Origin of the sequence: Fructilactobacillus vespulae (genome assembly GCF_047324295.1) — a bacterium.
In the GTDB taxonomy this organism is placed as follows: domain Bacteria; phylum Bacillota; class Bacilli; order Lactobacillales; family Lactobacillaceae; genus Fructilactobacillus; species Fructilactobacillus vespulae.
Window position 1 is genome coordinate 80,963 of sequence record NZ_CP137138.1, and the last position, 25,376, is coordinate 106,338.

Here is a 25,376-nt window from a genome sequence, read left to right on the forward strand (position 1 = left end):
AACTTCTCTCTTTACATAGCTGGCAACGTTCAAATTCAATAACTCCAGTACTAATAACTTTAGCTACTGAACCTTTTCCATTACATTCTGGACAATTTTTAAATGTCATTAATACAAGTCCTTCCTTTGATCTTTCATGTCATCTGTAAAGACAACAACGTTATTCTTAATACCTTTATTGATACGTGACACAATCTTTGGGTTGTAAACTTCTTTGAGTTCAGCACCACTTAAATTTGTCGTAATAATCGTTCTGTTTCTTCGATTAAGAATGTTAAACAAAAAACGTTGGTTCCATTCGCTAGACTCATTGTTCATAGCTTTAAAACTCGCTTCACTTCCTAAGTCATCTAAGACAACTAAGTCAGCTTCACCAATATTGTCTAACATAGTTCCTTCTTGCCACATTGTTGATGGTGTTTTGAAATTACTTTTAATCTTGCTTAGCAGCTCATTAAAATCAATAAACAAACATGCTTGTTTTTGTTCAGAATTTTCATTGACATATTTAAGTAACGAATAGGCTAGATGCGTTTTACCAGTACCAGCCTTTCCAACTAAAATTGCATTACCTTTGTAATCTTTATTAAGGTATCGATTAGCAATCTGTTTAGCTTTCAAAAAGTTTTCATTTTGTTTAGCATTAGTAACATTAAAATTATCAAATGACATTTCTCTAATATCTGGATCGGTAATGACCGAGTCATTAAATAATCTTTGATAAGTTTTTCTACTTTCAAGATGTTCAAACGCTAGCTGGTCTTTATTTTTTATTTGTTCAGCAACACATTTAGGACAAATTGGTTCTGCATGTCCAGGTATAGTTCCCTTTATAAGTTTTGTATCTGTATGAATTGAACAAATTTCATTTAAAACTTTTGGTTTAGGAAGACTAGTAGCCAAGTTCTTCATCAATTTCACCACGCTTGTTATTAGATTTTTGATTATTATTTTGATAACCGTTTTTTTGTTTGTTTTTTAGTACATATTCTCTAGCTTGATCAACGGATTTAATATTTTTTTGAAACCAATCATTAAGCGTAGCTTTAACGTAGTTAAATGAAGTTGCATTAATATCAGCTGCCATATCAACTGCATAATTAATAACATCTAACGGCAAATCTTGAGACCATACTTGTAAATCTTCAATATTTTTGCCATTTAACATTGGTAAATTACTTTTTTGAACATTAGAAATGACATCTTGCAATGTAATTTCTGTTTGCTTTCTTCTTTCTCTTCTATCAACTGATTTATTAAGTAATCTATTATCCTGCTCTAATTGGGGCATACCTATGCCCTGTTTGGAGTAGACCCTATGCTCTAATTGGGGCATACCCCCTAAATTTAAAGAAATATATCTTTTATCTACTTCTTTAGTTCCGTCTTTGTAAGTCAATTCAACATTTACAAAGCCTAATCTAGCCAACTTTGTAATAGATTTAGAAACCGTTTTAGGTTGCATTCCAATATCACTACCAATTCTTGCATTACTCATGAAACATTTATGAGTAACATTCAACATGGTATAAATGACACCATAAATACATTTATCTGTTGAATTTAATTCTTTTGAACTCATTACATCAATCGGTATTTGTGCAAAATATTTAGGCGAAGTATCGTTCATTATTTACTCCTTAAAATGGAAGTTCCTCCTCACTGACATCGATTTGGTCGCCACCACTAAATGGACTAGATTGATTATTTTGGTAGCCAGTTCTATTAGATGAGTCGGCTCTGGTATCTAGTAAGGTGAAGTTTTCAACTACTACTTCCGTAACAAAGACACGCTGTCCTTGCTTGTTTTCATAGTTTCTAGTTTGCAAACGTCCTTCAACTCCGATTAGTGATCCCTTGCCAACGAAATTAGCTAAATTTTCAGCTGATTTACGCCAGATAACGCAATTAACGAAATCTGCTTCACGGTCACCATTTGCGTTCTTAAAACGTCTATCAACAGCCAATGTAAATGTTCCGTTTGTATCACCTTTTTGCGTATATCTTAATTCCACATCTCTTGTTAGTCGTCCTGTTAAAACTGTTGTGTTAATCATTATTTACCTGCTTTCTTTTCATCAATTTTGGCTTTGATACATTTACCAACTTTTGTTAGCTCGTCAATGTTAGTTGTTCCTTGTTTTACGTTTTCTAATTCATAAGCAAACTTAATCGTTGTTCCTGCTTCACTACCTGTTAGCTCGATTGACGGCTTCGTTGACATAACTTTCTAATTCGTCAATGCCTTTCATTTCAATTTGAGCAGGTGTGAAATTAATTGATGCTTTATCGTTGATTTCGATTACTTGATTATCCATTTAACTACTCCATTTCTTGATTTAATTTGTTTTTAAAAGTAGAATGAAATTGTTGGAAAAATATTTCATTCGTATATTCATGACCTTTTAAGTTGCAGCTTAAAGGGTCTTTTTTGTTAGTCTTTAAAGGTGAAAAAATCATGTTCTTCAAAATCGTCTTCGTCATAGTCTTCGTCATCTGTAAAAAAGTCCTTTCTATTGATAAATACATATTGTCCGATTGCTCCAGCTACAATTCCTAAAAATAATGAGAAAAATAAGTCTGGATGTGTAAATATTGCTAACATTATCTAATCTCCTTTCTTGTTTTTGTGTGCTTTTCTATCCATTCATCAACTGCCTTGCGAGGGTACATATCATTTTTGCTTCCAGTGTTCAGAACTGGGAAATCATCGTGGTTTAAATAGTAACTATCTATTGTATTGTTAGATTGACCTAAATATTCAGTTAATTGTTTCTTATTCATTAATGCTCTGTCTTTACTCACTTCATCAATGATTTTATTAGCAATATTAGTAATTGCCTCTCTAATTACATCATCAAAACTCATAAATTAACTCCTTTCTATTAGACAAACAACGAACCGATTAATCCTACGATTGCTGAACAAAACATTAAATATAAAAGATATCTAATTGGATGTTTCTTTTGATCAATAACGTTGTAAAATTTGTTAAATGTTTTCCGAATTTCCTCTTTCAATTTCGTTCCTCCTTTTTAATTCAATTGCCATTTTGTGGAGATTTTTCTCAATTTCCCACAAGCAATCTAATAGTGATTTAAAATACTTAATCATTTAAATGCTCCTTGATAGCCTTAAAACCCGCTTCTGTGTATAACCATTGAGGCACTTCTTTATGAGAACTCTTTGATTTACTATTTGCCCAACGCCCATATTTATTTTGTTGACCTTTTTCTGCTTTTAGTCCTAATTCGTTGCACATTCTTCCGACTTTATTAGATGAAACACCTAGCTTTTTACCAATTTCTTGAGCTGAGTAATCTTTTTCAGTCATTACTGGTAAAACATTCATTTCAGTAATACATTTTTGCGCTTCGTTTAGTAATCGTTGTTGCTCAACATCGTTATTCTTAACTTTCATTGCAATTCTGTATAAAGCGTTTGCTTGACGAGTTGCAGCGTTCTGTTTCATCAAAGCTAATTTATCTTTATCGATTAACTTAGTATTATTAGATTTGACAGCTACTCTCATGTTGAAATATTCATCAACTAATTTGTCGTAAACTTCCCATGCTGTATCATCATCTAAAATCTTCAGTAGCTTTGCATATCCACGTTCGCTTAATAGGTAGATATGTGATGCACGATTGATAGAATTTTGAGTAAATCCGAGGTCGTTCCGAACGACTTCGGAATATTTGCTGCTTTTTAGATCTGTTAAGTCGTTGTTACTAAATCTTTTTTTGTTTCTGTTAATTAGTTCGTTCACTCGTTTGATTGTTGTTCCATGAATTTTAGCAATGTCTTTAACTAGCATTGCTTTTTTATTTTTACCAAATCCACCTTCAATTCCTGTGAATTCGTATTTACCTACTTTTTCTTTTCCGATAACTTTTAAAGCCATTTGATTCCTCCTATTTTTTTGCTAAATCTAAAATATCTTTAGTTGAAACCGATAAATAATCAGCTACTTTTTGAAAACTAATCGAACTGGGAACGCTTTTGTTCCATTTCGAAATAGATCCGTTTGTAAAATCTAAATCCCGTTCGATTCGGTAAATACTTTTACCTTTTTCTTTGGCAATATTTTGTATTGCGGAATAGATATTCAAAATCAAACCCTCCTTTCACTATTTTTTCTAAGAAATTTAGTATTATTATTGACAATAATAGAAAATATTCTATAATTAAACCATATGAAAAAGCACAAATAGCTAAGCTATCCGTTTGTTTTATTAGTAAGACTATTTTCTTGGCGGTAAATATCTTACATAAACCATCATAGCTTAGAACTTTTTCTATGTCAACGATAAAATAGAAAATATTCGAGGTAGATTAAAAATGGAAACTTTTAACATAATAAAAAAGCTTGCTGACAGTAAGAACATGAGCATTGCAGAATTAGAAAGAAAATTGGATTTTTCAAACGGGGCTATTTCGAAATGGAAAAAAACTGCGCCGTCTGCAGTGAAATTAGAAAAAATCGCCGACTTTTTTAACGTATCTATCGACTTCTTGTTAAATAGAAGTGACGAAAATCATAACGATCCTGTTTCTTATTTCAGAATAGATACTTCAGATTTAGAAGACGATCAAGTTAGTGAGCTAAAAGAAGAATTAGATGATTATATGGAATTCGCTAAAAGAAGACTGCAAAAACGTTCAAATAAGGAGAAAAAATAAGTATGAACCTTGACTACGACGACTTAAGAAATGCTTTCGCAGAATCAAAGGAATTGGTTGATTTAATAAACGATAAAGTTTGTTATTATTTTATGAATTTAAAACCGTCTAATTTAAGAGTTAATGATTATGTAAGATATTGTGATGAAGCCGAAAACATAGAATTCACTCCATATCACTTCAGGAAAAGCAAAATTGCTTCTAAAAGGATTGCAGGTTCGTTATTAGTTGGCGATAACGCTAGTTTGATAGTTTACAATGCTGATTGTATAACCGGTCGACAAAACTTCACGAAACTTCATGAGATTTGCCATTATTTCCGAAATAAAACTGGAAAAAGTAGTGCAGAAAACTATTCTGATTTAATTAATAATAGAGATTACAACGATAATGATATTTACGAAGAAACGGTTGTTAATTTTGCTGCAGCTCAATTACAAATACCGACAGACGCTTTAATTTTAATGGTTTTAAAGGGATATCAAGCTACTTATGATTTTTCAAAGGAATTTTCGTCAAGTTATTCTGCCAATTTAAAAAGACTGCAAGATTTCTTGAAATACGAATTGGATTTTACTTCTAGTTCTGCTTACTCAATTGTAGAGGAATACAAAAGAAATCCAGAAAGCTCATATATTAGAAAAATGGCTTTAGATAATGAAGATGAAATAAATGAAAAAGTAAAAAACGAAGGTATTCAGTTAAATAATTTCGGAAACTATAATTTTGGATTTGGCTTTGATTTCGCTTTTTAAACTACGTCCACAACCGATTGACGTTAAAAGCTGTAAAAGGAGAAATGTATGGTAGTTATTGCTTTGCTAGTAATTTTTGGAGTTGGATTTTTGCTATATAAAAACATTCAAAATCACATTAAGAACTCACCAGAAGAGATTAAAAGAAAGCAAGAAGAATCAATAAACGCTTTTTATGAACCAGTTAATTTTTTCGATAAAAAGAAAAACACAGAATTGAAAAGTAGATTAATTGAAGATGGAGCAAAGCGTTTCCCAAACATTTATGTAGATTTTAAAGATAAAAACATCTACTTAGCTGTTAATAGCGAAATCGAAATGATACCGTTCGATGAGATTATCAGTCACAAATTAGATCAACGTGGAACTGATAAGACTAAACATCACGGCGTAACCAGAGCTGTTGTTGGTGGAGCTTTAGCAGGTGGCGTAGGAGCTGTTGTTGGCGCTGTTACTGGTGGCAAAGATTATAAAGTGGTAAATCATCTATCAGTATTAATCAACGCTAAAAACGGTCGTCAAAGGGAAATAAAGTTCATTGACAAAGAAACAAAGACTGATTCAAAAAAATACACCTTACTAGCCAAAGAATGCGACGAGCTATTAGGCTGCTTAGATGAAATTGAATCAAACAATAAATAACAACTAATTAATAATTAGCTATTTTGAAATGGCTTTTTATTTAAAACGATAAAAGAACATATGTTCTGGAAAGGATAAAAATGTCTGATGTGATAAAACGTGGTAAATCATGGCAAGCAAGAATTGATTATTACGATAAAAATGGGAAACGACACTTTAAGTCTAAGTCCGGCTTTAAAACAAAGCGAGATGCTAAACTATTTACCAGTAAAATGATTGTAGATAAGCAAACGAAACAATTTGTATCGAATAAGCCACCATATTTTTATGAATACTTTTGGCGTTGGTTTAAATCTTACAAAGAAAAGGTTGTGACAGAAAGAACAAAATTAAAATATGTAAATACTTATAAAACAATCAAAAAGTATATGCCAGACATTAGAATTGATGAAATCAATCGAGAAAAGTACCAAAAATTTATTGATGATTTCGGCAGCAATCACGCAAGAGAAACCGTTGCTAAAATTAATTCTCATATTCACGCTTGTGTTAAAGATGCAATTTACGACGAAGCATTAACTAAAGATTTTGTTAGCCGCACTACTTTGGTTTTTGATAAATCCAAAAAAAGAAAAGTTGATTATCTAAATGAAAAAGAAACTATTCAACTTATCAATCATTTAAAGAAAACTAGAAATAAACGTTATGCTTCAAAATACATGATTTTGTTAGCAGTTTATTCCGGTATGAGATTAGGCGAAATTCAAGGATTAACATGGGAAGACATAAATTTTAATTTTAAGACGATTGATATTAATAAAAGTTGGAATGCTGAAGAAAGAAAATACCAGCCAACAAAAAACGAATCATCAACACGTATCGTTAGAGTAAATGATGAAATTTTAAATATTATCAAAGAATTAAAGTCAAATGACGATAAGATAGTTTTTAAAGGTCAGTTTAATACTATTCCTAGTTCTAGAGCTGTAAATAACGTTCTCAAGAAGTCTTTAAGCGAATTAGGTATAATTAAACAAGGGTTCCATTTCCATTCTTTAAGGCATACTCACGTAGCATATTTGCTTAGCCACAATGTAGATATCTATATAATAAGTAAGCGGTTAGGGCATTCGACTATTTCTACAACTACTAATACTTATTCTTACTTAATCGATGAATATAAAAATAGATCTAATGAACAAATTGAATCGATATTAAATGATATGAATATATATACAAATAAAGACACTAAAGTTAATTAGTGTCTTTTTTATGTACACATTTTGTACACATTTATATAAAAAGTAATAAAACTCTATAAAATAAAATACCTTTATATCAACGTTTATCGTTGCTTGCCGTTGTATTAAAACGCTTATTTAAGCCGCTTCGGGGATTTGAACCCTGAGTCTTTTCCTTACCATGGAAGTGCTCTACCTATTGAGCTAAAGCGGCAGGTTTATCTTACCATAATTTTATAAGTAAAAAAAATCCCTAGCACCGAAATGCTAGAGATTTAAACTTGCGTGGCAACTTCCTATCCTCACAGGGGGCGATCCCCCAACTACTTTTGGCGTTCTGAAGCTTAACTACTGTGTTCGGCATGGGAACAGGTGTATCCTTCAGGCTATCGCCACCACACTATTTTTTTGAAAGAACTTTGTTCTCTCAAAACTAGATAATATCTTTTCTTTTCCGAGTTACCATTATATCTTAATTCTACTTGGTTAAGTCCTCGACTGATTAGTATTAGTCCGCTTCAAGTATCGCTACTCTTCCACTTCTAACCTATCTACCTGATCATCTTTCAGGAGTCTTACTTCCATAAAGGAATGGGAAATCTCATCTTGAGGCGAGTTTCACACTTAGATGCTTTCAGCGTTTATCTCATCCATACATAGCTACTCAGCAATGCGCCTGGCGGCGCAACTGATACACCAGCGGTATGTCCATCCCGGTCCTCTCGTACTAGGGACAGCTCCTCTCAAATTTCCTGCGCCCGCGACGGATAGGGACCGAACTGTCTCACGACGTTCTGAACCCAGCTCGCGTACCGCTTTAATGGGCGAACAGCCCAACCCTTGGGACCAACTACAGCCCCAGGATGCGATGAGCCGACATCGAGGTGCCAAACCTCCCCGTCGATGTGAACTCTTGGGGGAGATAAGCCTGTTATCCCCAGGGTAGCTTTTATCCGTTGAGCGATGGCCCTTCCATACGGTACCACCGGATCACTAAGTCCGACTTTCGTCCCTGCTCGACCTGTTTGTCTCGCAGTCAAGCTTGCTTTTGCCTTTACACTTTAGGAATGATTTCCAACCATTCTAAGCAAACCTTTGAGCGCCTCCGTTACTATTTAGGAGGCGACCGCCCCAGTCAAACTGCCAACCAGACACTGTCTCCGTGCACGATAAGTGCACAGGGTTAGAGTGTTCACATAACAAGGGTAGTATCCCAATGATGCCTCCACCGAAACTAGCGTTCCGGTTTCAATGGCTCCTACCTATGCTGTACAAGTTATGTAAACACCCAATATCAAGCTACAGTAAAGCTCCATGGGGTCTTTCCGTCCTGTCGCGGGTAACCTGCTTCTTCACAGGTATCTTAATTTCACCGAGTCTATCGTTGAGACAGTACTCAAATCGTTACGCCTTTCGTGCGGGTCGGAACTTACCCGACAAGGAATTTCGCTACCTTAGGACCGTTATAGTTACGGCCGCCGTTTACTGGGGCTTCATTTCGATGCTTTGCCGAAGCTAACATTTCCACTTAACCTTCCAGCACCGGGCAGGCGTCAGCCCATATACTTCATCTTACGATTTTGCATAAACCTGTGTTTTTGATAAACAGTCGTTTGAGTCTTTTCACTGCGGCTGACCTTACGGCCAGCACCCCTTCTTCCGAAGTTACGGGGTCATTTTGCCGAGTTCCTTAACGATAGTTCTCTCGCTCACCTGAGGATACTCTCCTCGACTACCTGTGTCGGTTTGCGGTACGGGTAATTAATTACTAACTAGAAGCTTTTCTCGGCAGCGTGACATCAGGTACTTCTCTACTTAAATTTCGATCCTCATCATCGCTTGTCAACCCGGAAAGAAGCATTTAACTCCTCTCCTGACTTACGATTTAAACACACATTTCCAGCCGTGTGCATACCTTAGCCTTCTGCGTCCCTCCGTTGTTCAAACATAATTAACTAGTACAGGAATCTCAACCTGTTATCCATCGCCTACGCTTCTCAGCCTCGGCTTAGGTCCCGACTAACCCTGGGTGGACGAGCCTTCCCCAGGAAACCTTAGTCATACGGTGGATCAGATTCTCACTGATCTTTCGCTACTCATACCGGCATTCTCACTTCTAAGCGCTCCAATAGTCCTTACGGTCTACCTTCATTGCCCTTAGAACGCTCTCCTATCACGCAACATAGTTGCGTCCGCAGTCTCGGTAATATGCTTAGCCCCGGTAAATTTTCGGCGCAGAATCACTCGACTAGTGAGCTATTACGCACTCTTTAAATGGTGGCTGCTTCTGAGCCAACATCCTAGTTGTCTAAGCAACTCCACCTCCTTTTCCACTTAGCATATATTTAGGGACCTTAACTGGCGGTCTGGGCTGTTCCCCTTTCGACAATGGATCTTATCACTCATTGTCTGACTCCCGGACATAAATCAATGGTATTCGGAGTTTATCTGAACTTAGTAATCCTAGATGGACCCCTTGCTCAAACAGTGCTCTACCTCCATGATTCTAATTCCGAGGCTAGCCCTAAAGCTATTTCGGAGAGAACCAGCTATCTCCAAGTTCGTTTGGAATTTCACCGCTACCCACACCTCATCCCAGCACTTTTCAACGTACACGGGTTCGGACCTCCGGTGCGTATTACCGCACTTTCATCCTGGACATGGGTAGATCACCTGGTTTCGGGTCTACGGCAACATACTAATTCGCCCTCTTAAGACTCGCTTTCGCTACGGCTCCGCGTTTTCGGCTTAACCTTGCATGCAACTGTAACTCGCCGGTTCATTCTACAAGAGGCACGCCATCACCCATTAACGGGCTCTGACTGCTTGTAGGCACATGGTTGCAGGAACTATTTCACTCCCCTTCCGGGGTGCTTTTCACCTTTCCCTCACGGTACTGGTTCACTATCGGTCACTAGGTAGTATTTAGCCTTGGGAGATGGTCCTCCCAGATTCCGACGACGTTTCACGTGTGTCGCCGTACTCAGGATCCTGAACTGAGGGTATTCGATTTCGCTTACGAGACTATCACTCTCTTTGGTGTAGCTTCCCAACTACTTCAACTATCAAATACTTTTGTAACTCAGATGTTCAGTCCTACAACCCCGAACCACAAGGGTTCGGTTTGGGCTATTCCCAGTTCGCTCGCCGCTACTTTGGGAATCGAAATTTCTTTATATTCCTGCGGGTACTTAGATGTTTCAGTTCCCCGCGTTTGCCTTTACGCAGCTATGTATTCACTACGCAATGATTAGTCATTACACTAATCGAGTTTCCTCATTCGGAAATCTCCGGATCAAAGCTTACGTACAGCTCCCCGAAGCATATCGGTGTTAGTTCCGTCCTTCATCGGCTCCTAGTACCAAGGCATTCACCATGCGCCCTTAATAACTTAACCTATAATCCAACGGATTATAAATTATTGAGTTTTAGCGATTATAACTAATTAAAAAACTCAAAATAACACAATGGTTATTTCTCGGTGTAATTATATATAAATATAATTTTACAGAAAATAATATTATCTAGTTTTCAAAGAACAAGTTTGAGAGTAGATTCTCTCAAAACTAAACAAGCTTTTGATTAGTGTAAGGTTCCGAATTATTCCTTAGAAAGGAGGTGATCCAGCCGCAGGTTCTCCTACGGCTACCTTGTTACGACTTCACCCTAATCATCTGTCCCACCTTAGGCGGCGGACTCCTAAAAGGTTATCCAACCGACTTTGGGTGTTACAAACTCTCATGGTGTGACGGGCGGTGTGTACAAGACCCGGGAACGTATTCACCGTGGCATGCTGATCCACGATTACTAGCGATTCCAACTTCATGCAGGCGAGTTGCAGCCTGCAATCCGAACTGAGAATGGCTTTAAGAGATTAGCTTGACCTCGCGGTTTCGCAACTCGTTGTACCATCCATTGTAGCACGTGTGTAGCCCAGGACATAAGGGGCATGATGATTTGACGTCGTCCCCACCTTCCTCCGGTTTATCACCGGCAGTCTCTCTAGAGTGCCCAACTTAATGCTGGCAACTAAAGACAAGGGTTGCGCTCGTTGCGGGACTTAACCCAACATCTCACGACACGAGCTGACGACAACCATGCACCACCTGTCATTCTGTCCCCGAAGGGAACGTCTAATCTCTTAGATTGGCAGAAGATGTCAAGTCCTGGTAAGGTTCTTCGCGTAGCATCGAATTAAACCACATGCTCCACCGCTTGTGCGGGTCCCCGTCAATTCCTTTGAGTTTCAACCTTGCGGTCGTACTCCCCAGGCGGAATGCTTAATGCGTTAGCTGCGGCACTGAGAGGCGGAAACCTCCCAACACCTAGCATTCATCGTTTACGGCATGGACTACCAGGGTATCTAATCCTGTTTGCTACCCATGCTTTCGAGCCTCAGCGTCAGTTACAGACCAGATAGCCGCCTTCGCCACTGGTGTTCCTTCATATATCTACGCATTTCACCGCTACACATGAAGTTCCACTATCCTTTTCTGCACTCAAGTTTCCCAGTTTCCGATGCACTTCTCCGGTTAAGCCGAAGGCTTTCACATCAGACTTAAGAAACCGCCTGCGCTCCCTTTACGCCCAATAAATCCGGACAACGTTTGCCACCTACGTATTACCGCGGCTGCTGGCACGTAGTTAGCCGTGACTTTCTGGTTAGATACCGTCACACCGTAAGCAGTTACTCTTACAGTCGTTCTTCTCTAACAACAGAGTTTTACGAGCCGAAACCCTTCTTCACTCACGCGGCGTTGCTCCATCAGACTTTCGTCCATTGTGGAAGATTCCCTACTGCTGCCTCCCGTAGGAGTATGGGCCGTGTCTCAGTCCCATTGTGGCAGATTACCCTCTCAGGTCTGCTACGCATCATCGCCTTGGTGAGCTTTTATCTCACCAACTAGCTAATGCGCCGCGGGTCCATCCAAAAGCGACAGCACAAAGGCCATCTTTCAAACGCAAACCATGTGGTTTGTGTTGTTATACGGTATTAGCATCTGTTTCCAGGTGTTATCCCCTTCTTCTGGGCAGGTTGCCCACGTGTTACTCACCAGTTCGCCACTCAGTTGGATCCAGAGTCATGTTGATGCAAGCATCAACAATCATTAGGGCAACTTCGTTCGACTTGCATGTATTAGGCACGCCGCCAACGTTCGTCCTGAGCCAGGATCAAACTCTCATTTTAAAATGAGAACTTTACTAGCTCTGCTTTATTTTTTTGCAAATTGACATTGCATTTGTTTAATTTTCGAACTAAGTTCAAAAATTTCCTTACACTGTTTGTAATCAAAATCTTGTTCAGTTTTCAAAGATCTACTCAAGCAACTGATCTCTCAGTGCTTAATTAATGATACTCGCTTCGACCTGAAAAGTCAATGACTTTTTCAATCAAATTAAATCACTAAAACTTAAATTGATGAGCTGTCCCAAGCGAACAAGATATATATTACGGTGTTTTTCAATAATTGTCAACCAGATTTACAAATCAATTTATTTCCATAAAAAAACAAGCCTGAATCTAATTCAAGCTTGTTTATAGTTGTTATTGAATTTTCATTTCTGAAATTACTTGCTTAGTTAATTGTTGCATTGCTTTGGCTTTCATTTCTTTTTGGAACTCTTCGGTATACTTTTTCGTCATTACCGTTTTTTCCTTATCGCTTAGATCAGGATTTTTTTGTAATGCCTCCATCATCTTACCTTGAACAAATTGTTCTCCTTGCGCTTTAGCAGCTTCCGCTGTTGCTGGATTACTTTGTTGTTCTTTTGCTAGTTTTTTAATTCTACTTTGAAATTCTTTTGCTTGCGCAGTAGTCATAACTAAATAATCACCATCAACTTTAAAAGTCCGAGTTCTTTTAATTAGTTCATGTTTTTGCGCCACGCTGAACATTGTCTTGTAGAAATCATTTTTGTAGACCCAGTATTCACTCTTGGTAACTAATTCTGTTTTATTAGAATTCTTTTCCACGATATTTTTAGTATCTAGAGCAGGTTTAGATACAGTGGGTTTCTTTTGTTGATCAGTTTTTTTATAAATAACTGCTTGTTCCTTGCCATTGGTTCCCACTGGTTGATATAACAACATTTTCATTTGGGGATTAACAGAAGCAATCTGAGTTGTAGTTTGAACCGTTGCTTTTTTCATTCCTAAATGACTGTTAAAGTTAGCCACCACTGCAAAAACCGTCAAAATTGAAAGAACGGCAAAGATAATCCCAGTAATATTTGAAATGGTTTGATTAGGAATCAAATTCCAACAAACGAAAAAGCCTAGGACGAAAACTACTATTAATAGAAAAATCATTATTTAGCCTCCTCGCTTTCTGCCTTAGTTCTATTTCCGCGCTTTAAGAAGAAAGTTCCTAAGAACGCTACCACACAAATTCCAAATGCAATCGCAAATGCCGCTGCATAACCTTTTAATGTGGCATTAATCGCTAAACTTCCATATTGAATTGGATCAATCTTTAAAATTTGTTTAGCAGGCATGTTATTGGTAGTTACGTTAGCAAGAATTGAAACCATGATGGCCGTCGCAATGGAACCACAAATTTGTCTAACGGTATTATTAACCGCAGTACCATGGCTCATCATTTTAATTGGTAAAGCATTCATTCCAGAAGTTGTAACTGGCATCATCGTCATTGCCATCCCAAACATCCGAATCATGTAAAGAACCGTAATGTAATTTACCGGAGTGGTCTTGGTAACAAACATGAATGGGAAAGTTCCAAGCGTTAATAAGAAAAGACCACCCATGGCCAATTTCTTAGCTCCGAACTTATCAAAGATTTTACCAGTAATAGGACTCATAACTCCCATCATTACAGCACCTGGTAATAAGGTTAAACCTGAATGAAAGGCAGTCATTCCCCGGACAATTTGAAGGTAAAGTGGAAGGACCATTTCAACCCCAATTAATGCCATGTAAACAACGGAAGCAATCATGGTCGAAATACTAAACTCAGGTGATTTAAATACACTCAAGTTCAAGAATGGTTCTTCCATAGTTAATTGACGCCAAATAAACAAACCAATGAAAATTGCACCAATTACTAATGAAATAATAACCGTCTTGCTGCCCCAGCCGTCTCCACCAACTGATGAAAATCCATAAAGAGCACTACCAAATCCAATGGTAGAAAGGGTCAAAGAAAGAAAATCTAATTTAGATTTAGTTGTCTTAAGAACCGGTTTAACGTAAAAAACTCCTAAAACAAGGACCAAACCTGCAATTGGAATTAGAATTCCAAAGAGATCTCTCCAAGTATAGTTATCAATTACCCAACCTGACAAAGTTGGACCAATTGCTGGTGCTAACCCAATAACAATTCCAGCCATTCCCATCGCGGTTCCCCGTTTTTCTGCTGGGAAAATTGACAACATAATTGTTTGAAGTAAAGGCATAATCACCCCTACTCCGACAGCTTGAATCAATCGAGCTGCAAATAAAACTTGGAAGGTAGGTGCCACAAAGGCCATTACCGTTCCAATTTCAAAAATCAGCATGGCTCCTAAGTATAGCCACTTGGTGTTAACCCGAGTACTTAACCAAGCACTAACAGGAATCAAAATCCCGTTCACCATCATAAAACCGGTAGTTAGCCATTGAACGGTTGAAGTATTAATATCAAAAGCATCCATTAAAGTAGGAAAAGCCGTTGCTAAAATCGTTTGATTTAACACGGCTACGAAAGCTCCAATTAATAGTAATAACACGAACATGGTACGGTTATATGGTTTTCCTTGAGCATCTAAAGCTTGTTTCTTGTCCATTAAAAAAACCTCCGTATTAATTTATAACGTAATTCCCACTATACGATTATTTTTTTGATTGTCAACTAATTTGACAATTATTTTTAAAATAAAAAAAAGTTTAAATCTATTAAGATTTAAACCCTTTTATTAATTATCTGTTTTCGTCTAGCTTAGTCTTGCTTACAACGTTTAAGTTTTCATCGATATCGTAAACAATTGGATCACCAGTAGCAATTTCAACATCCATGATATCTTCATCAGAAATGTCTTCAATGTACTTAGTTAAGGCACGTAATGAGTTACCGTGAGCAGCAATAATTACGTTCTTACCATCTAATAACTTAGGAGCAATTTCGTCTTGCCAGAATGGAATTACACGTTCCAAAGTAGTCTTAAGGTTTTCACCTGCTGGAATGGCACGTGGGTCAAGATCTGCGTAGCGACGATCTTTAGTTGCTGAACCTTCATCATCATCACTCAATAGTGGAGGTAAAATATCGTATGAACGACGCCAGATGTGAACTTGGTCAGCACCGTATTTTTCAGCAGCAACTGCTTTATCATGACCTTGTAATGCACCGTAATGACGTTCGTTTAGGCGCCATGACTTAACTTCTGGAATCCATAGTTGGTCACTTGCTTCAAGAGCAAAGTGAAGAGTCTTAATAGCACGTTTTAATACTGATGTGTAAGCTTGGTCAAATTGAATTCCAGCTTCACTGATTAATTCACCAGCGTGTTTAGCTTGCTTAACTCCTTCTTCACTAAGGTTAACATCAACCCATCCAGTAAATTTATTTTCTAGGTTCCATTCACTTTGTCCGTGACGAATTAAACATAATTTAGCCATTATTTCTACCTCTTTCGAATTAAAGTCTATAATTTATTTACATCTTCAATGATACATCATTTTCGGATTTTTTTTAAGAATTTTCTCATCCAAGTATTCTTTTTCTTCTTGTTTTCACTGATTTCATCAAAGTTTTGCACCCCAAAAACATCTAACAAGAAGGTGAAAATTGGTACTGAAACAATCAATCCCCACGTTCCAAAGAAATGTTCTCCAATTAACAAGACCACAAAGGTATAGAAGATTGGTAGTTCAGTTTTGGCAGACATAAACTTGGGATTCAAAATGTAGGCTTCAATGGCGTGAACCACTAGGATAATAATCACTACATAGATAATGTACTTAACGCCACCCACTGCGTATCCCGCAATTGATAGTGGAAATAGTGAAACAATCACTCCCGCAACCGGAATCAAACTTAACAAGAAAATCATGATGGCAAAAATAACCAACTCTGGAATCCCCATAAAGGCTAAACAAATCGTCGTAATTACCGTATTACAGATAGCAATGAAGAACTGTGCTTCTAAAACCACTCCAAAAGTTTTAACGAAGACATTTCCAAAATACTTAACGTCTTGGAAGAACCAGCCAAAGGTACTGTCTAAAAACTTTTTAGAAAACTTCTTCGTCTGCTCTAGTTCTAAGGTGAAGAAGAAACTTAGCAACAATGACATAAACATTGCTAGTCCCATTGAACCAATGCTAGTAACATAGCCCCATAGCATGCCAACGCTACCCTGAATTTGGTGCGTAATGTTAACACTATCCATGAACTTAATCACAATCTCTCGGATTTGCGGATTGCTAATTTGTTTGGGTTTCTGATAAAAACTAATGATTTGTTTGGTATATTCCGTGGCATGATCCGCAATCGTTGGTAAATACTCCACGAAGGCAAAGGCAATCAATCCAATAATCAAAATATACACAATCATCACCAGTAATGTAATTGGTATTTTTATGTATTTCCGAATAAACAAAACTAGCTTAGTTACTAACAAAGTGAAAATAAACGTTAGTAAAATGGTGGTCATCATATCGCGACAAAAATATAAAATGAAGACGATGAATAATAACACACAAAAGCGTCTTAACTTTACATTATTTAAAAAATTTTCCCAGTGACGTTGCATCACAAATACCTCACAATTCTATCGGTAAATTCGTACATCAAGTTCCCTTAGTATAACACAAACCCTGCTTTTTTAATTTCAGCCGCTCCGAGGAAAAACAAAAAATCCACCTCCATAATTGGAAGTGAATTCAATTAATTTTTATAAGAAAATTGCTAATGTAAATACTAATCCTAAGCCGATAATCACTGAAAGTGCCATCGAACGAGTCCAGAATGCAATTGCAATCACAACCACACTAGAAATCAATTCAGGATAATGACCTTGTAAGGTAAAATCATACGTTTTAGTAATAAATAAATCTTTGACTACCAACGAAGTAAACAAACAGATGGGCACAAATTCCATCCATTCATTAAACCATTTAGGAATCTTACGGGTTCTAAAGATGTATAAAGGAATAAATCTTGGTAAGAGTGCTACAAAGAAACAAAGTACTACTAATAGAAAATGTTGAAAACCATCCCATCTCATTTTTCTTCCTCCATCACTACTCTTCCTTTGGCGTTCCCGCAGGATTCTTAAACATTTTAATCAATTTGCTCTTATGGTGAGTTACCGAACGGCGTCGCTTCAAATAGTTATCACAGAGAAAACCAATGAATGAAGCTACCAATGTTGAACAAACTAAACCAAGTGTTGATTTAGTCGTTACTAAGAAGAACACCGCTAAACAAGCTGCAAGTACAGCAATAATAATCTTCAAGAAACTCTTAATTTGCATCACAATCATAAATAGGAATAATGCAGTTAGGGCAAAATGAACCACCGTTAAGTCAATCTTTATCGCAGTTCCCACCACATTCCCTACTAAGTTTGAAACCGTCCAAAACAATAGAGACCAGTGTTCAATTTGTAACGCATCCTTCGTGGTAAATTTCTTATCCGTTGAGAACTTTAAATAATTAACCGCATAGTTTTCATCATTCATAGATCCAGCAAAAAAGAGCGTAAATAGAGTACTTTGCCCATGTAAATATTTCGATAGACTAGAACCTAACAAAGCATAACGAAGTTCTAAGAAGAACAACATTAAAACAATGGTTAGTAATGGTGAGTTAATGGTTAACATTGAAGCCACCAAAAATTGTGCTCCACCAGAAAATACTAATAGAGACAATAACAAGGTATTAATAAAATTAAATCCAGCAGCATGTAATAGAATTCCACTAGCCACTCCGATTGGGATATAACTAATATCTAATGGGAATGAAGTTTTAAAATTCTTCTTCCAAGCTGGAATTTCTGGACTATTAGACAATTTTGTCAATTGAAATCCTCCAAAATAGTGATCTCATTTTAGGAATATTTAAGCTATATTTCTAATTATATTGTATTCGTAGAAAATAAAAAACCATTTATCTAAAAATAATTTAAAAAAATTGACTAGAATGTTGCTCTACGAACCTGAGTAATGAAGCCAGCTGGGCGATCTGACCTTGCTGCGTAAACCGTAGTTGAACTATTTTTATTTAGATAATCACAATCATTAAATTGCAAGGTTCCTACCGGTTGCTCTGCTTTGATGGGTGCAATCACTCCCCCACTTTGGCTTTGACGTTCACGAGCAATTGAAATAGTCGACTCCTGTTTTTCGCTATTATTTTTAGGAATCCATAAATTAACGTCATTTTTTAACTTAACTGGCAATACTTCTTGTACCCCGTTTGAAGAACGAACGTTATTTTTAAATCCATTTTTATCAACTTTTACCGTTTTAAAGTTATTAAAAACATAACTCATTAGTTGCACGGTATCTTCAAAATGTTGTCCTTGAGGTGAACCCATTACCACCGTAATGATTCTACTACCATCTTTTTTGGTAGTGGCCACTAAATTACCATTATAGAGGGCGGTTGTACCAGTTTTTAACCCATCAATTTTCAAGCCCGGATATTCTTCTTCTCCGCCACTAACTAGTTTATTAGTGTTGGTTAAAACTTTGCTTTCACCAGTAGTTTGATCTTTAATCGTATATTCTGGTTGGCTAGTCATTTGTAAAATTTTGGGGTCTAAAGCCAATAATTTTTGCGCAATAATTGCCATTGAACGAGTTGAGGCTTGGTTAACCGCATACTTAGGTGCATTGGGATTTTGGAGCTTCACGTTTTCCCAATTTGGCAATCCACAGGCATCATTAAACTTAGCGTCAGTGATTCCCATTTCTCTGGCCGAATTATTCATCATATCGGCAAACTTAACGTTATCGCCACCCACACGGTTTCCCAAGACCATGGCGGCATCATTGGCAGAACCAACTAAAGAAGCCCCCACTAAGTCTTTCACTGTGTATTGATGTCCTGCTTCCAGATCAGCTCTAGTTGAGGTTACTCTAGTTCCCACCGAAGCTTCTGCAGGCGTTACTTTAATCTTATCATTCCAACTCAATTGTTGTTTATCAATCTGTTGTTCTACCAAATAAACGGTCATCATTTTACTCAAAGATGCAACTGGTTTTACCTTATCAGCATCATTTTGATAAATGATCTGGCTTGAATCAGCATCAATTGCCATTGCACTAGTTCGATTCGGGGTTACGGGTCGTTCTAGTTCATCAGCTTGCACCTTATTTCCTAAACCAAAAAGGACAAGCACAGAAAAAAGTGCTGTTAAGACAAATAGTTGGAAGCTCCTCTTTGCCGGCAGTTCATTACTTTTATCCATTCTTATCCTCCACTAACTCTTTTTCGTTTGATTAATTGGTAAGGTAAATATAAATTCCGTTATTTTTTCGTTTGATTCCACTCGAATACTACCACCTTGATTATTGATGATTTCGTGGACAATTGCAAGACCCAATCCACTACCACCAGTGTTGGTATTGCGAGAATTTTCCTCACGATAAAAACGATCAAAAATTTTATTCACGACTTCTTTAGCAATCGGTTTTCCGTCATTAGCTACGCGAAATTCCACCATTTGTCCTTTCGGTCTAGCCGATAACACAATTTTACTTGCGCCTTCTCCGTAAGCAATGGCGTTGGTAATCAAATTATTAAATACCCGTCCAATCAATTCCGCACTGGTATGCATAATCAAATTTTCTTTGAGTGGCTCTACCTTAACGGAAATGTCTTTTTTCTTGGCTTCTAGTTCAAAAGAAATCTCTAGTTGGGCTAATAACTGGTTAATATTAATCGCATCAATTTCTAGTTTTCGATCAACCAAATTATTCGCTTTCGTGTACTCAAATAGCTGATCAACCAGTTTTTTCATCTGTTCGGACTTATCATAAGCGACGTTAACAAACTTTTGTAAGTCTTCCTCAGAATTATATTGCTTGTTTTTAACCAGTCCGAGGTACCCAATAATCGAAGTTAGTGGCGTCCGCAAATCATGACTAACACTTGTAACCAAATCATCCTTTGACTTTTCAATCTTTCGTTCATCTTCTAGAGATTTGATAACGTTATCAACCAATCCGTTCACACTAGTTACCACTCGTTGGTTATCTCCTGATAGGTGAAAGGGAATCCGGTGATCGTAGTGGCCAGCTGAAATATAGTGTAATTCTTCAATAATTCGACCAATTTCAATTCGCTTGTAGATTCTAACCAACCGCCACCAAACAATCGCTGCATCAATTGATAACATGATAAACCAAAATAGACCTTCCCAACTCAATAAATGTTGTTGGAATGGTCCAAAGGTTACCGATTGCTTAATGATAAAAATCCCGTCGTTAACTCCTTGATTATTTCTAATGAAGTTAATTCCGATATTTCCTACCGCAACGTTAACTAATAATAATAAAACGAAAGTCATGGCCCCTTCGAACCACAACTCATTTCTTTCACTTAATTTTAATTTGAAATTTGATTTTTTCACGGTTTATCCTTCAACTTTATATCCGACTCCCCAGACCGTTTGAATGATATCTTTTCCATCGGTGGCTTCTTCAATCTTATCTCTAAGGTGACTCATGTGAACCATCACCGTTTTAGCAGAAATAATACTTTCTTGTTTCCACACTCTTTCAAAAATCTCATCGGCTGAAAAAACGCGGTTAGGGTGACTAGCAAGTAAGTGAAGAATTCCAAATTCAATGGCAGTTAGTTGAATCTTATTACCAGATTCAGTGGTAACTTCGTGAGATTCTTTGTTGATTTGCAAACCATCAATATCAATAATATCCGGTGCTGATTTAGTAACGTTGTTGCTACTCCGACGAAGTAATGAGTGAATTCTTGCCATCATCTCAAGGGGATTAAATGGTTTAGTAACGTAATCATCCGCACCAGAACTTAATCCTTGAATCTTATCCATGTCCTCTGTTTTAGCAGATAGGAAGATTACAGGAACTTGAGAATCTTTTCTGATTTCGGAAATAACGTCGATTCCGCTCATTCCTGGCATCATAATATCTAAGATGATCAAACCAATATCTGAATTAGTTCTCATCATTGAGAGCGCATCTTCTCCATTGTAGGCAGCTAAAGGTGTGTAGCCTTCGTTTTTAATGTAAATTTCTAATAATTGAGCAATTTCTTTATCATCATCGACAACTAGTATTTTCATAATTAAAGTGTTTCCTTCCTGATGTTTATTTTACTTAATTTTATCGGATTAAAAATATTAAATAAAGCAAGATGACGCGATATAAGAAAAACTTATTAATTAAAAAATCCCTGAAACAGGGATTTTAGTTTAGCGTCGACCAGTAAATAGTCCACTAGTAATTGTATATTTAGCACGCATATAAATAACTCCGACTACTGCTAGAGCACCGATAATAATGTTAATGATTGGTGATACTACGGGATTGATAACTCGTGGTAAGGCATTTGATGAATAGAAAATTACCATCCATGCGGCAAACGCCACAATCATTAATAATAAACGAATAAACGCGTTGTACTTGTGCTTAACTCCGGGAGCAAACAATTGGGTTACCACTGGCATTCCAGCACCGGCAATGATTGAAGAAAGGATGATTGAGGTAATTCCAGCTACTCCGCCTTGCTTAGCTTGATCTGGAGCCATAAAGAACATTGCTGCATACATGAACATGAATAAAATCATGAACCAGAGCACGTTGTAAGAAGCGTCAATTAAATAACGTTCTTTAGTCATCGGACCCACTGGTTTGGCAGGTGGGTTCACAATGTTTTCCACCTTTTCAGCTACCGTTCCGTACATTCCACGAGCAGTCTTTCCTTGCTTTTGGCCGGCTAAAACTTCGACGATAGTTTCTGCAAAAATATCATTTTGCTTATCCGCAATCATCTTAGTTTCCGCTAAAGCTTCGCGAAAACGAGTTAGATACTCCACGTTTTTCTTTGATAATCCTTGGGCATCTAATTGTTCGTATAATTGTTTCCGGCCGTTATTACGTTTTTGTTGAACGTGGGCATTTCTCTTTCTGTTTTCTGTTTCGCTCATATTTCCTCCTAAACGTTAAAGCGGAAGTTAACAATATCGCCATCGTTCATGACGTATTCTTTTCCTTCAACTCTTAACTTACCAGCTTCTTTAACTGCTTGTTCACTTTCTAATTGATCAAGGTCTGAAAAGGCCATCACTTCTGCTCGAATGAATCCCCGTTCAAAGTCGGAGTGAATAATTCCGGCAGCCTGTGGTGCTTTGGTTCCTTTAAGATAAGTCCAAGCCTTGGTTTCTTTCCCTCCGGCAGTAAAGAAAGTTTCAAGATCTAATAACTTGTAGGCAGCTCTAATCAACTTATCTAAACCAGGTTCAGTTACTCCTGCGGCACTTAAGAATTCTTGCTTATCGTCATCATCTAACTCAGCAATTTCTTCTTCGCTTTCGGCAGCAATTCCAATTGCTTCTGCGCCATGATCATTGGCATACTTCTTGACCTTTTGGAAAAGTTCATCCGCTTCTGGATCAGCCATCGAGTCTTCACTAATATTAGCTACGTATAAAATTGGTTTGGAAGTTAACAAGAAGAACCCTTTAACAATCTTTTGTTCATCTTCATCAAGTTCCACATCACGAACTGCTCCACCCTCTTCTAAAACGGGCTTAATTTTTTCTAGGACGGCTAATTCTTCTTTAGCCTCATCATTGTTACCTTTAGCGGTCTTAGCAACCTTAGCGATTCGCTTATTAACGGCATCTAAGTCAGATAGACCTAGTTCTAAATTAATAGTTTCAATGTCGGCAACGGGATCAATCTTGTTGCTAACGTGGGTAATATTGTCGTCTTCAAAAGCCCGTACCACGTGGACAATTGCATCAACTTGACGAATATTTTCCAAGAATTTATTTCCTAAACCTTCACCTTTGCTGGCACCCTTAACGATTCCGGCAATATCAGTAAATTCAAAGGTGGTTGGAACTACCTTTTTAGCAGGAATTAATTCTTGGATTCGATCTAATCGTTTATCTGGAACTTCAACCATCCCAACGTTTGGATCAATCGTGGCAAACGGATAGTTAGCCATTTCTGCTCCTGCTTTGGTGATTGCATTAAATAGGGTTGACTTACCAACGTTTGGCAACCCAACGATTCCAGCTGTTAAAGACATCTAAATTACCTCTTTCTAAATTACTCAGCGTGTTTTTCTAATACTTTTTTCATCCGTTTTTCAAATTGACGTCGACCTAGCATCACAACGTGACCACACCCGGTACACTCAATTTTAATATCTGCACCCATCCGGATAATTTCCCAGCGATTGGTTCCACAAGGATGAGCTTTTTTCATTTCAACAATATCGTGAATTCCGTACATCAGATCACCTCATTTTTATTGCTTAATCAAAACGAATATCTAACAATTCAAAGATTCGGTTCAAGTCTTCGTTGGAAAGATAGTCAATTTCAATCTTTCCTTTTCCAGACTTCGGCTTGGTTTCATTGATAGAAACTTTCGTCCCAAATTTATTTTGGAGCAAGTCTTCCCCTTCTTTTAGGAAAGGTGATTTGCTGTTCTTAGTTGTTTTCTTCTTTTTGTCTGCTTTGGGTTTTAAATCGTTAATTAACTTTTCTAACTGACGAACGGTTAGAGTTTCATCGGCAGCCTTTTTAGCTAACCGAATCAAGTCAGACTTTTGTTTGACTGCTAGTAAAGTTCTAGCTTGTCCCATTGAAAGTTGCTTTTTAGAAAGCATTTCCTTCACTTCACTAGGAAGGTTTAATAAACGAAGGTAGTTGGCAATGTAAGGACGACTTTTTCCTAAACGGCGAGAAACCTCTACCTGAGTAATGTCTAAGTTAGTCATCAACATTTCGTAGGCTTGAGCTTCTTCTAGGGCGTTTAAGTCCTCACGTTGTAAGTTTTCCATTACCGCAATTTCCATCATTTGGGCATTGGTTGCGTGGCGAACGATAGCCGGAATAGTTTGCTTACCGGCAGCTTTAGAAGCTCTAAAACGACGTTCACCGGCTAAAATTTCATATGATTTTTCATCCGGATTGGGTTGTCTAACAATAATTGGTTGAAAAACACCCGAAGCCTTAATTGATTCGGTTAAATCCTTTAAGGCCTTTTTATCGAATTTTTTTCGTGGTTGATAGGGATTAGGAACGAGATTTTCTAAATCAAGCATTTGTACAGCTTCATCACTCAAACTGATGTCATTATCGTCAAACAGCGCGTCCAAACCGCGTCCTAGTCCTTTGTTATTATTTTTCATTGGCAGCCAGCACTTCCTTTGTCAAATTCATGTATACAATTGCACCTTTTGATTTTGGATCATAATCAATAATTGGTAATCCATGACTGGGTGCTTCAGATAAACGAACGTTTCTAGGGATAATCGTATCATAAACTTTATCCTTAAAAAATTTCCGGACTTCGCTATTTACTTGGGCACCTAAGTTAGTTCTAGCATCATACATAGTCAACAACACCCCTTCAATGTAGAGATCCGGGTTAAAGTGTCTTTGCACTAGTTGAACTGTATTTAATAACTGGCTTAATCCCTCCAAAGCGTAGTATTCACTTTGAACTGGAATTAAAATTGAATCACTTGCAGTGAAAGCATTGATGGTAATTAATCCTAATGAAGGAGGACAATCCACCAAGATGTAGTCGTAGTCATCTGCGACGGCCTTCAAAGCATTTTGTAAACGGGTCTCTCTTGCCATTTGAGGAGTCAACTCAATCTCAGCACCAGACAATTGAATGGTGGCAGGAACCACGTCTAAACGTTCACTAGCTGAATGCATAATCACATTTTTAATGGGTTCTTCGTTAACTAAAATATCGTAAATATCTTTTTCGATATCTTGTTTGCTAATCCCTACTCCACTAGTTGCATTTCCTTGCGCATCAGAATCAACGATTAATACTCGTTTCCCCTTGCTTGCAAGTCCTGCCCCCAAATTAACGGCTGTGGTTGTTTTACCAACTCCACCTTTTTGATTTGCCAACGAAATCACATGTGCCATTGTAGCT

28 protein-coding genes, 1 tRNA gene and 3 rRNA genes are annotated in these 25,376 nt (G+C 37.4%); 4 read left to right on the forward strand and 28 right to left on the reverse strand.

Annotated features, from left to right (window positions below):
- Positions 1-108 precede the first annotated feature (108 nt).
- The 10 genes from R4B61_RS00455 to R4B61_RS00500 all read right to left on the reverse strand — a co-directional run bounded on the left by R4B61_RS00455 (position 109) and on the right by R4B61_RS00500 (position 4,112).
- Positions 109-912 carry an ATP-binding protein gene (locus tag R4B61_RS00455; protein ID WP_413628261.1) on the reverse strand — a complete coding sequence of 268 codons (804 nt, stop codon included), beginning with the start codon at positions 910-912 and terminating at the stop codon, positions 109-111.
- Positions 893-1,630 carry a DnaD domain protein gene (locus R4B61_RS00460; protein ID WP_413627708.1) on the reverse strand — a complete coding sequence of 246 codons (738 nt, stop codon included), beginning with the start codon at positions 1,628-1,630 and terminating at the stop codon, positions 893-895. Before R4B61_RS00460 ends, R4B61_RS00455 begins: the two co-directional genes overlap by 20 nt.
- A 10-nt stretch (positions 1,631-1,640) precedes the next feature.
- Positions 1,641-2,057 carry a single-stranded DNA-binding protein gene (ssb, locus tag R4B61_RS00465; RefSeq protein WP_413627709.1) on the reverse strand — a complete coding sequence of 139 codons (417 nt, stop codon included), beginning with the start codon at positions 2,055-2,057 and terminating at the stop codon, positions 1,641-1,643.
- Complete coding sequence (locus tag R4B61_RS00470; protein WP_413627710.1) at positions 2,057-2,224, reverse strand: hypothetical protein; 168 nt, start codon at positions 2,222-2,224, stop codon at positions 2,057-2,059. Before R4B61_RS00470 ends, ssb begins: the two co-directional genes overlap by 1 nt.
- A complete protein-coding gene (locus tag R4B61_RS00475; protein WP_413627711.1) occupies positions 2,190-2,318 on the reverse strand; it encodes a hypothetical protein in 129 nt (42 codons plus the stop codon). Before R4B61_RS00475 ends, R4B61_RS00470 begins: the two co-directional genes overlap by 35 nt.
- A gap of 116 nt (positions 2,319-2,434) precedes the next feature.
- Positions 2,435-2,605, reverse strand: coding sequence for a hypothetical protein (locus R4B61_RS00480; protein ID WP_413627712.1), 171 nt, complete (start codon positions 2,603-2,605; stop codon positions 2,435-2,437).
- On the reverse strand, positions 2,605-2,868 hold the full coding sequence (locus R4B61_RS00485) for a hypothetical protein (RefSeq protein ID WP_413627713.1): 264 nt from the start codon (positions 2,866-2,868) through the stop codon (positions 2,605-2,607). Before R4B61_RS00485 ends, R4B61_RS00480 begins: the two co-directional genes overlap by 1 nt.
- Positions 2,869-2,885: 17 nt before the next feature.
- The gene (locus tag R4B61_RS00490; RefSeq protein ID WP_413627714.1) at positions 2,886-3,020 is read right to left on the reverse strand and encodes a hypothetical protein; all 135 of its coding nucleotides are present in this window, start codon (positions 3,018-3,020) and stop codon (positions 2,886-2,888) included.
- 86 nt (positions 3,021-3,106) lie between these two features.
- Complete coding sequence (locus R4B61_RS00495) at positions 3,107-3,904, reverse strand: ORF6N domain-containing protein (protein ID WP_413627715.1); 798 nt, start codon at positions 3,902-3,904, stop codon at positions 3,107-3,109.
- A gap of 10 nt (positions 3,905-3,914) precedes the next feature.
- Positions 3,915-4,112, reverse strand: coding sequence for an XRE family transcriptional regulator (locus R4B61_RS00500; RefSeq protein WP_413627716.1), 198 nt, complete (start codon positions 4,110-4,112; stop codon positions 3,915-3,917).
- A 229-nt stretch (positions 4,113-4,341) separates the two neighbouring features.
- Between R4B61_RS00500 and R4B61_RS00505 the strand changes: the two genes are divergently transcribed.
- The 4 genes from R4B61_RS00505 (at position 4,342) to R4B61_RS00520 (ending at position 7,282) form a co-directional block, all read left to right on the forward strand.
- Entirely contained in the window at positions 4,342-4,683 is a 342-nt protein-coding gene (locus R4B61_RS00505; RefSeq protein WP_413627717.1) for a helix-turn-helix domain-containing protein, read from the forward strand.
- A 2-nt stretch (positions 4,684-4,685) separates the two neighbouring features.
- Entirely contained in the window at positions 4,686-5,438 is a 753-nt protein-coding gene (locus R4B61_RS00510) for an ImmA/IrrE family metallo-endopeptidase (RefSeq protein ID WP_413627718.1), read from the forward strand.
- Between the two features lie 48 nt (positions 5,439-5,486).
- Positions 5,487-6,080: a hypothetical protein gene (locus R4B61_RS00515; protein ID WP_413627719.1), complete on the forward strand. Its 594-nt coding sequence runs from the start codon at positions 5,487-5,489 to the stop codon at positions 6,078-6,080.
- A gap of 80 nt (positions 6,081-6,160) precedes the next feature.
- Entirely contained in the window at positions 6,161-7,282 is a 1,122-nt protein-coding gene (locus tag R4B61_RS00520) for a tyrosine-type recombinase/integrase (protein ID WP_413627720.1), read from the forward strand.
- A 120-nt stretch (positions 7,283-7,402) separates the two neighbouring features.
- On the opposite strand, the gene R4B61_RS00525 is transcribed toward R4B61_RS00520, so the two are convergent.
- The 18 genes from R4B61_RS00525 to R4B61_RS00610 all read right to left on the reverse strand — a co-directional run bounded on the left by R4B61_RS00525 (position 7,403) and on the right by R4B61_RS00610 (position 25,369).
- Positions 7,403-7,475 (reverse strand) — tRNA-Thr (locus tag R4B61_RS00525).
- A 69-nt stretch (positions 7,476-7,544) separates the two neighbouring features.
- A 5S ribosomal RNA gene (gene rrf / locus R4B61_RS00530) occupies positions 7,545-7,661 on the reverse strand.
- A gap of 82 nt (positions 7,662-7,743) precedes the next feature.
- Positions 7,744-10,658 (reverse strand): 23S ribosomal RNA (locus tag R4B61_RS00535).
- Between the two features lie 214 nt (positions 10,659-10,872).
- Positions 10,873-12,449, reverse strand: a 16S ribosomal RNA gene (locus R4B61_RS00540).
- Together the 16S, 23S and 5S rRNA genes with 1 tRNA gene alongside form the textbook arrangement of a ribosomal RNA operon.
- 357 nt (positions 12,450-12,806) lie before the next feature.
- The gene (locus tag R4B61_RS00545) at positions 12,807-13,571 is read right to left on the reverse strand and encodes a DUF4811 domain-containing protein (RefSeq protein WP_413627721.1); all 765 of its coding nucleotides are present in this window, start codon (positions 13,569-13,571) and stop codon (positions 12,807-12,809) included.
- Entirely contained in the window at positions 13,571-15,043 is a 1,473-nt protein-coding gene (locus tag R4B61_RS00550; RefSeq protein ID WP_413627722.1) for an MDR family MFS transporter, read from the reverse strand. Before R4B61_RS00550 ends, R4B61_RS00545 begins: the two co-directional genes overlap by 1 nt.
- 133 nt (positions 15,044-15,176) lie before the next feature.
- Complete coding sequence (locus R4B61_RS00555) at positions 15,177-15,875, reverse strand: 2,3-diphosphoglycerate-dependent phosphoglycerate mutase (protein WP_413627723.1); 699 nt, start codon at positions 15,873-15,875, stop codon at positions 15,177-15,179.
- Between the two features lie 56 nt (positions 15,876-15,931).
- Entirely contained in the window at positions 15,932-17,011 is a 1,080-nt protein-coding gene (locus R4B61_RS00560; RefSeq protein ID WP_413627724.1) for an AI-2E family transporter, read from the reverse strand.
- A 141-nt stretch (positions 17,012-17,152) separates the two neighbouring features.
- Entirely contained in the window at positions 17,153-17,485 is a 333-nt protein-coding gene (locus tag R4B61_RS00565) for an AzlD domain-containing protein (RefSeq protein WP_413627725.1), read from the reverse strand.
- A gap of 16 nt (positions 17,486-17,501) precedes the next feature.
- Entirely contained in the window at positions 17,502-18,281 is a 780-nt protein-coding gene (locus R4B61_RS00570) for an AzlC family ABC transporter permease (protein ID WP_413627726.1), read from the reverse strand.
- Between the two features lie 116 nt (positions 18,282-18,397).
- Positions 18,398-19,675, reverse strand: a complete 1,278-nt coding sequence (locus R4B61_RS00575; RefSeq protein ID WP_413627727.1) for a serine hydrolase — start codon at positions 19,673-19,675, stop codon at positions 18,398-18,400.
- 12 nt (positions 19,676-19,687) lie between these two features.
- Positions 19,688-20,776: a sensor histidine kinase gene (locus R4B61_RS00580; RefSeq protein ID WP_413628262.1), complete on the reverse strand. Its 1,089-nt coding sequence runs from the start codon at positions 20,774-20,776 to the stop codon at positions 19,688-19,690.
- Between the two features lie 66 nt (positions 20,777-20,842).
- Complete coding sequence (locus R4B61_RS00585) at positions 20,843-21,529, reverse strand: response regulator transcription factor (protein ID WP_413627728.1); 687 nt, start codon at positions 21,527-21,529, stop codon at positions 20,843-20,845.
- Between the two features lie 129 nt (positions 21,530-21,658).
- Positions 21,659-22,393: a DUF1129 family protein gene (locus R4B61_RS00590; protein WP_413627729.1), complete on the reverse strand. Its 735-nt coding sequence runs from the start codon at positions 22,391-22,393 to the stop codon at positions 21,659-21,661.
- A gap of 8 nt (positions 22,394-22,401) precedes the next feature.
- Positions 22,402-23,502, reverse strand: coding sequence for a redox-regulated ATPase YchF (gene ychF / locus R4B61_RS00595; protein ID WP_413627730.1), 1,101 nt, complete (start codon positions 23,500-23,502; stop codon positions 22,402-22,404).
- Positions 23,503-23,522: 20 nt separating this feature from the next.
- Positions 23,523-23,708 carry a DUF951 domain-containing protein gene (locus tag R4B61_RS00600; RefSeq protein ID WP_413627731.1) on the reverse strand — a complete coding sequence of 62 codons (186 nt, stop codon included), beginning with the start codon at positions 23,706-23,708 and terminating at the stop codon, positions 23,523-23,525.
- A 22-nt stretch (positions 23,709-23,730) separates the two neighbouring features.
- A complete protein-coding gene (locus tag R4B61_RS00605; RefSeq protein WP_413627732.1) occupies positions 23,731-24,612 on the reverse strand; it encodes a ParB/RepB/Spo0J family partition protein in 882 nt (293 codons plus the stop codon).
- A complete protein-coding gene (locus R4B61_RS00610) occupies positions 24,602-25,369 on the reverse strand; it encodes a ParA family protein (RefSeq protein ID WP_413627733.1) in 768 nt (255 codons plus the stop codon). The genes R4B61_RS00605 and R4B61_RS00610 overlap by 11 nt, the downstream gene beginning before the upstream one ends.
- Positions 25,370-25,376: the final 7 nt, after the last annotated feature.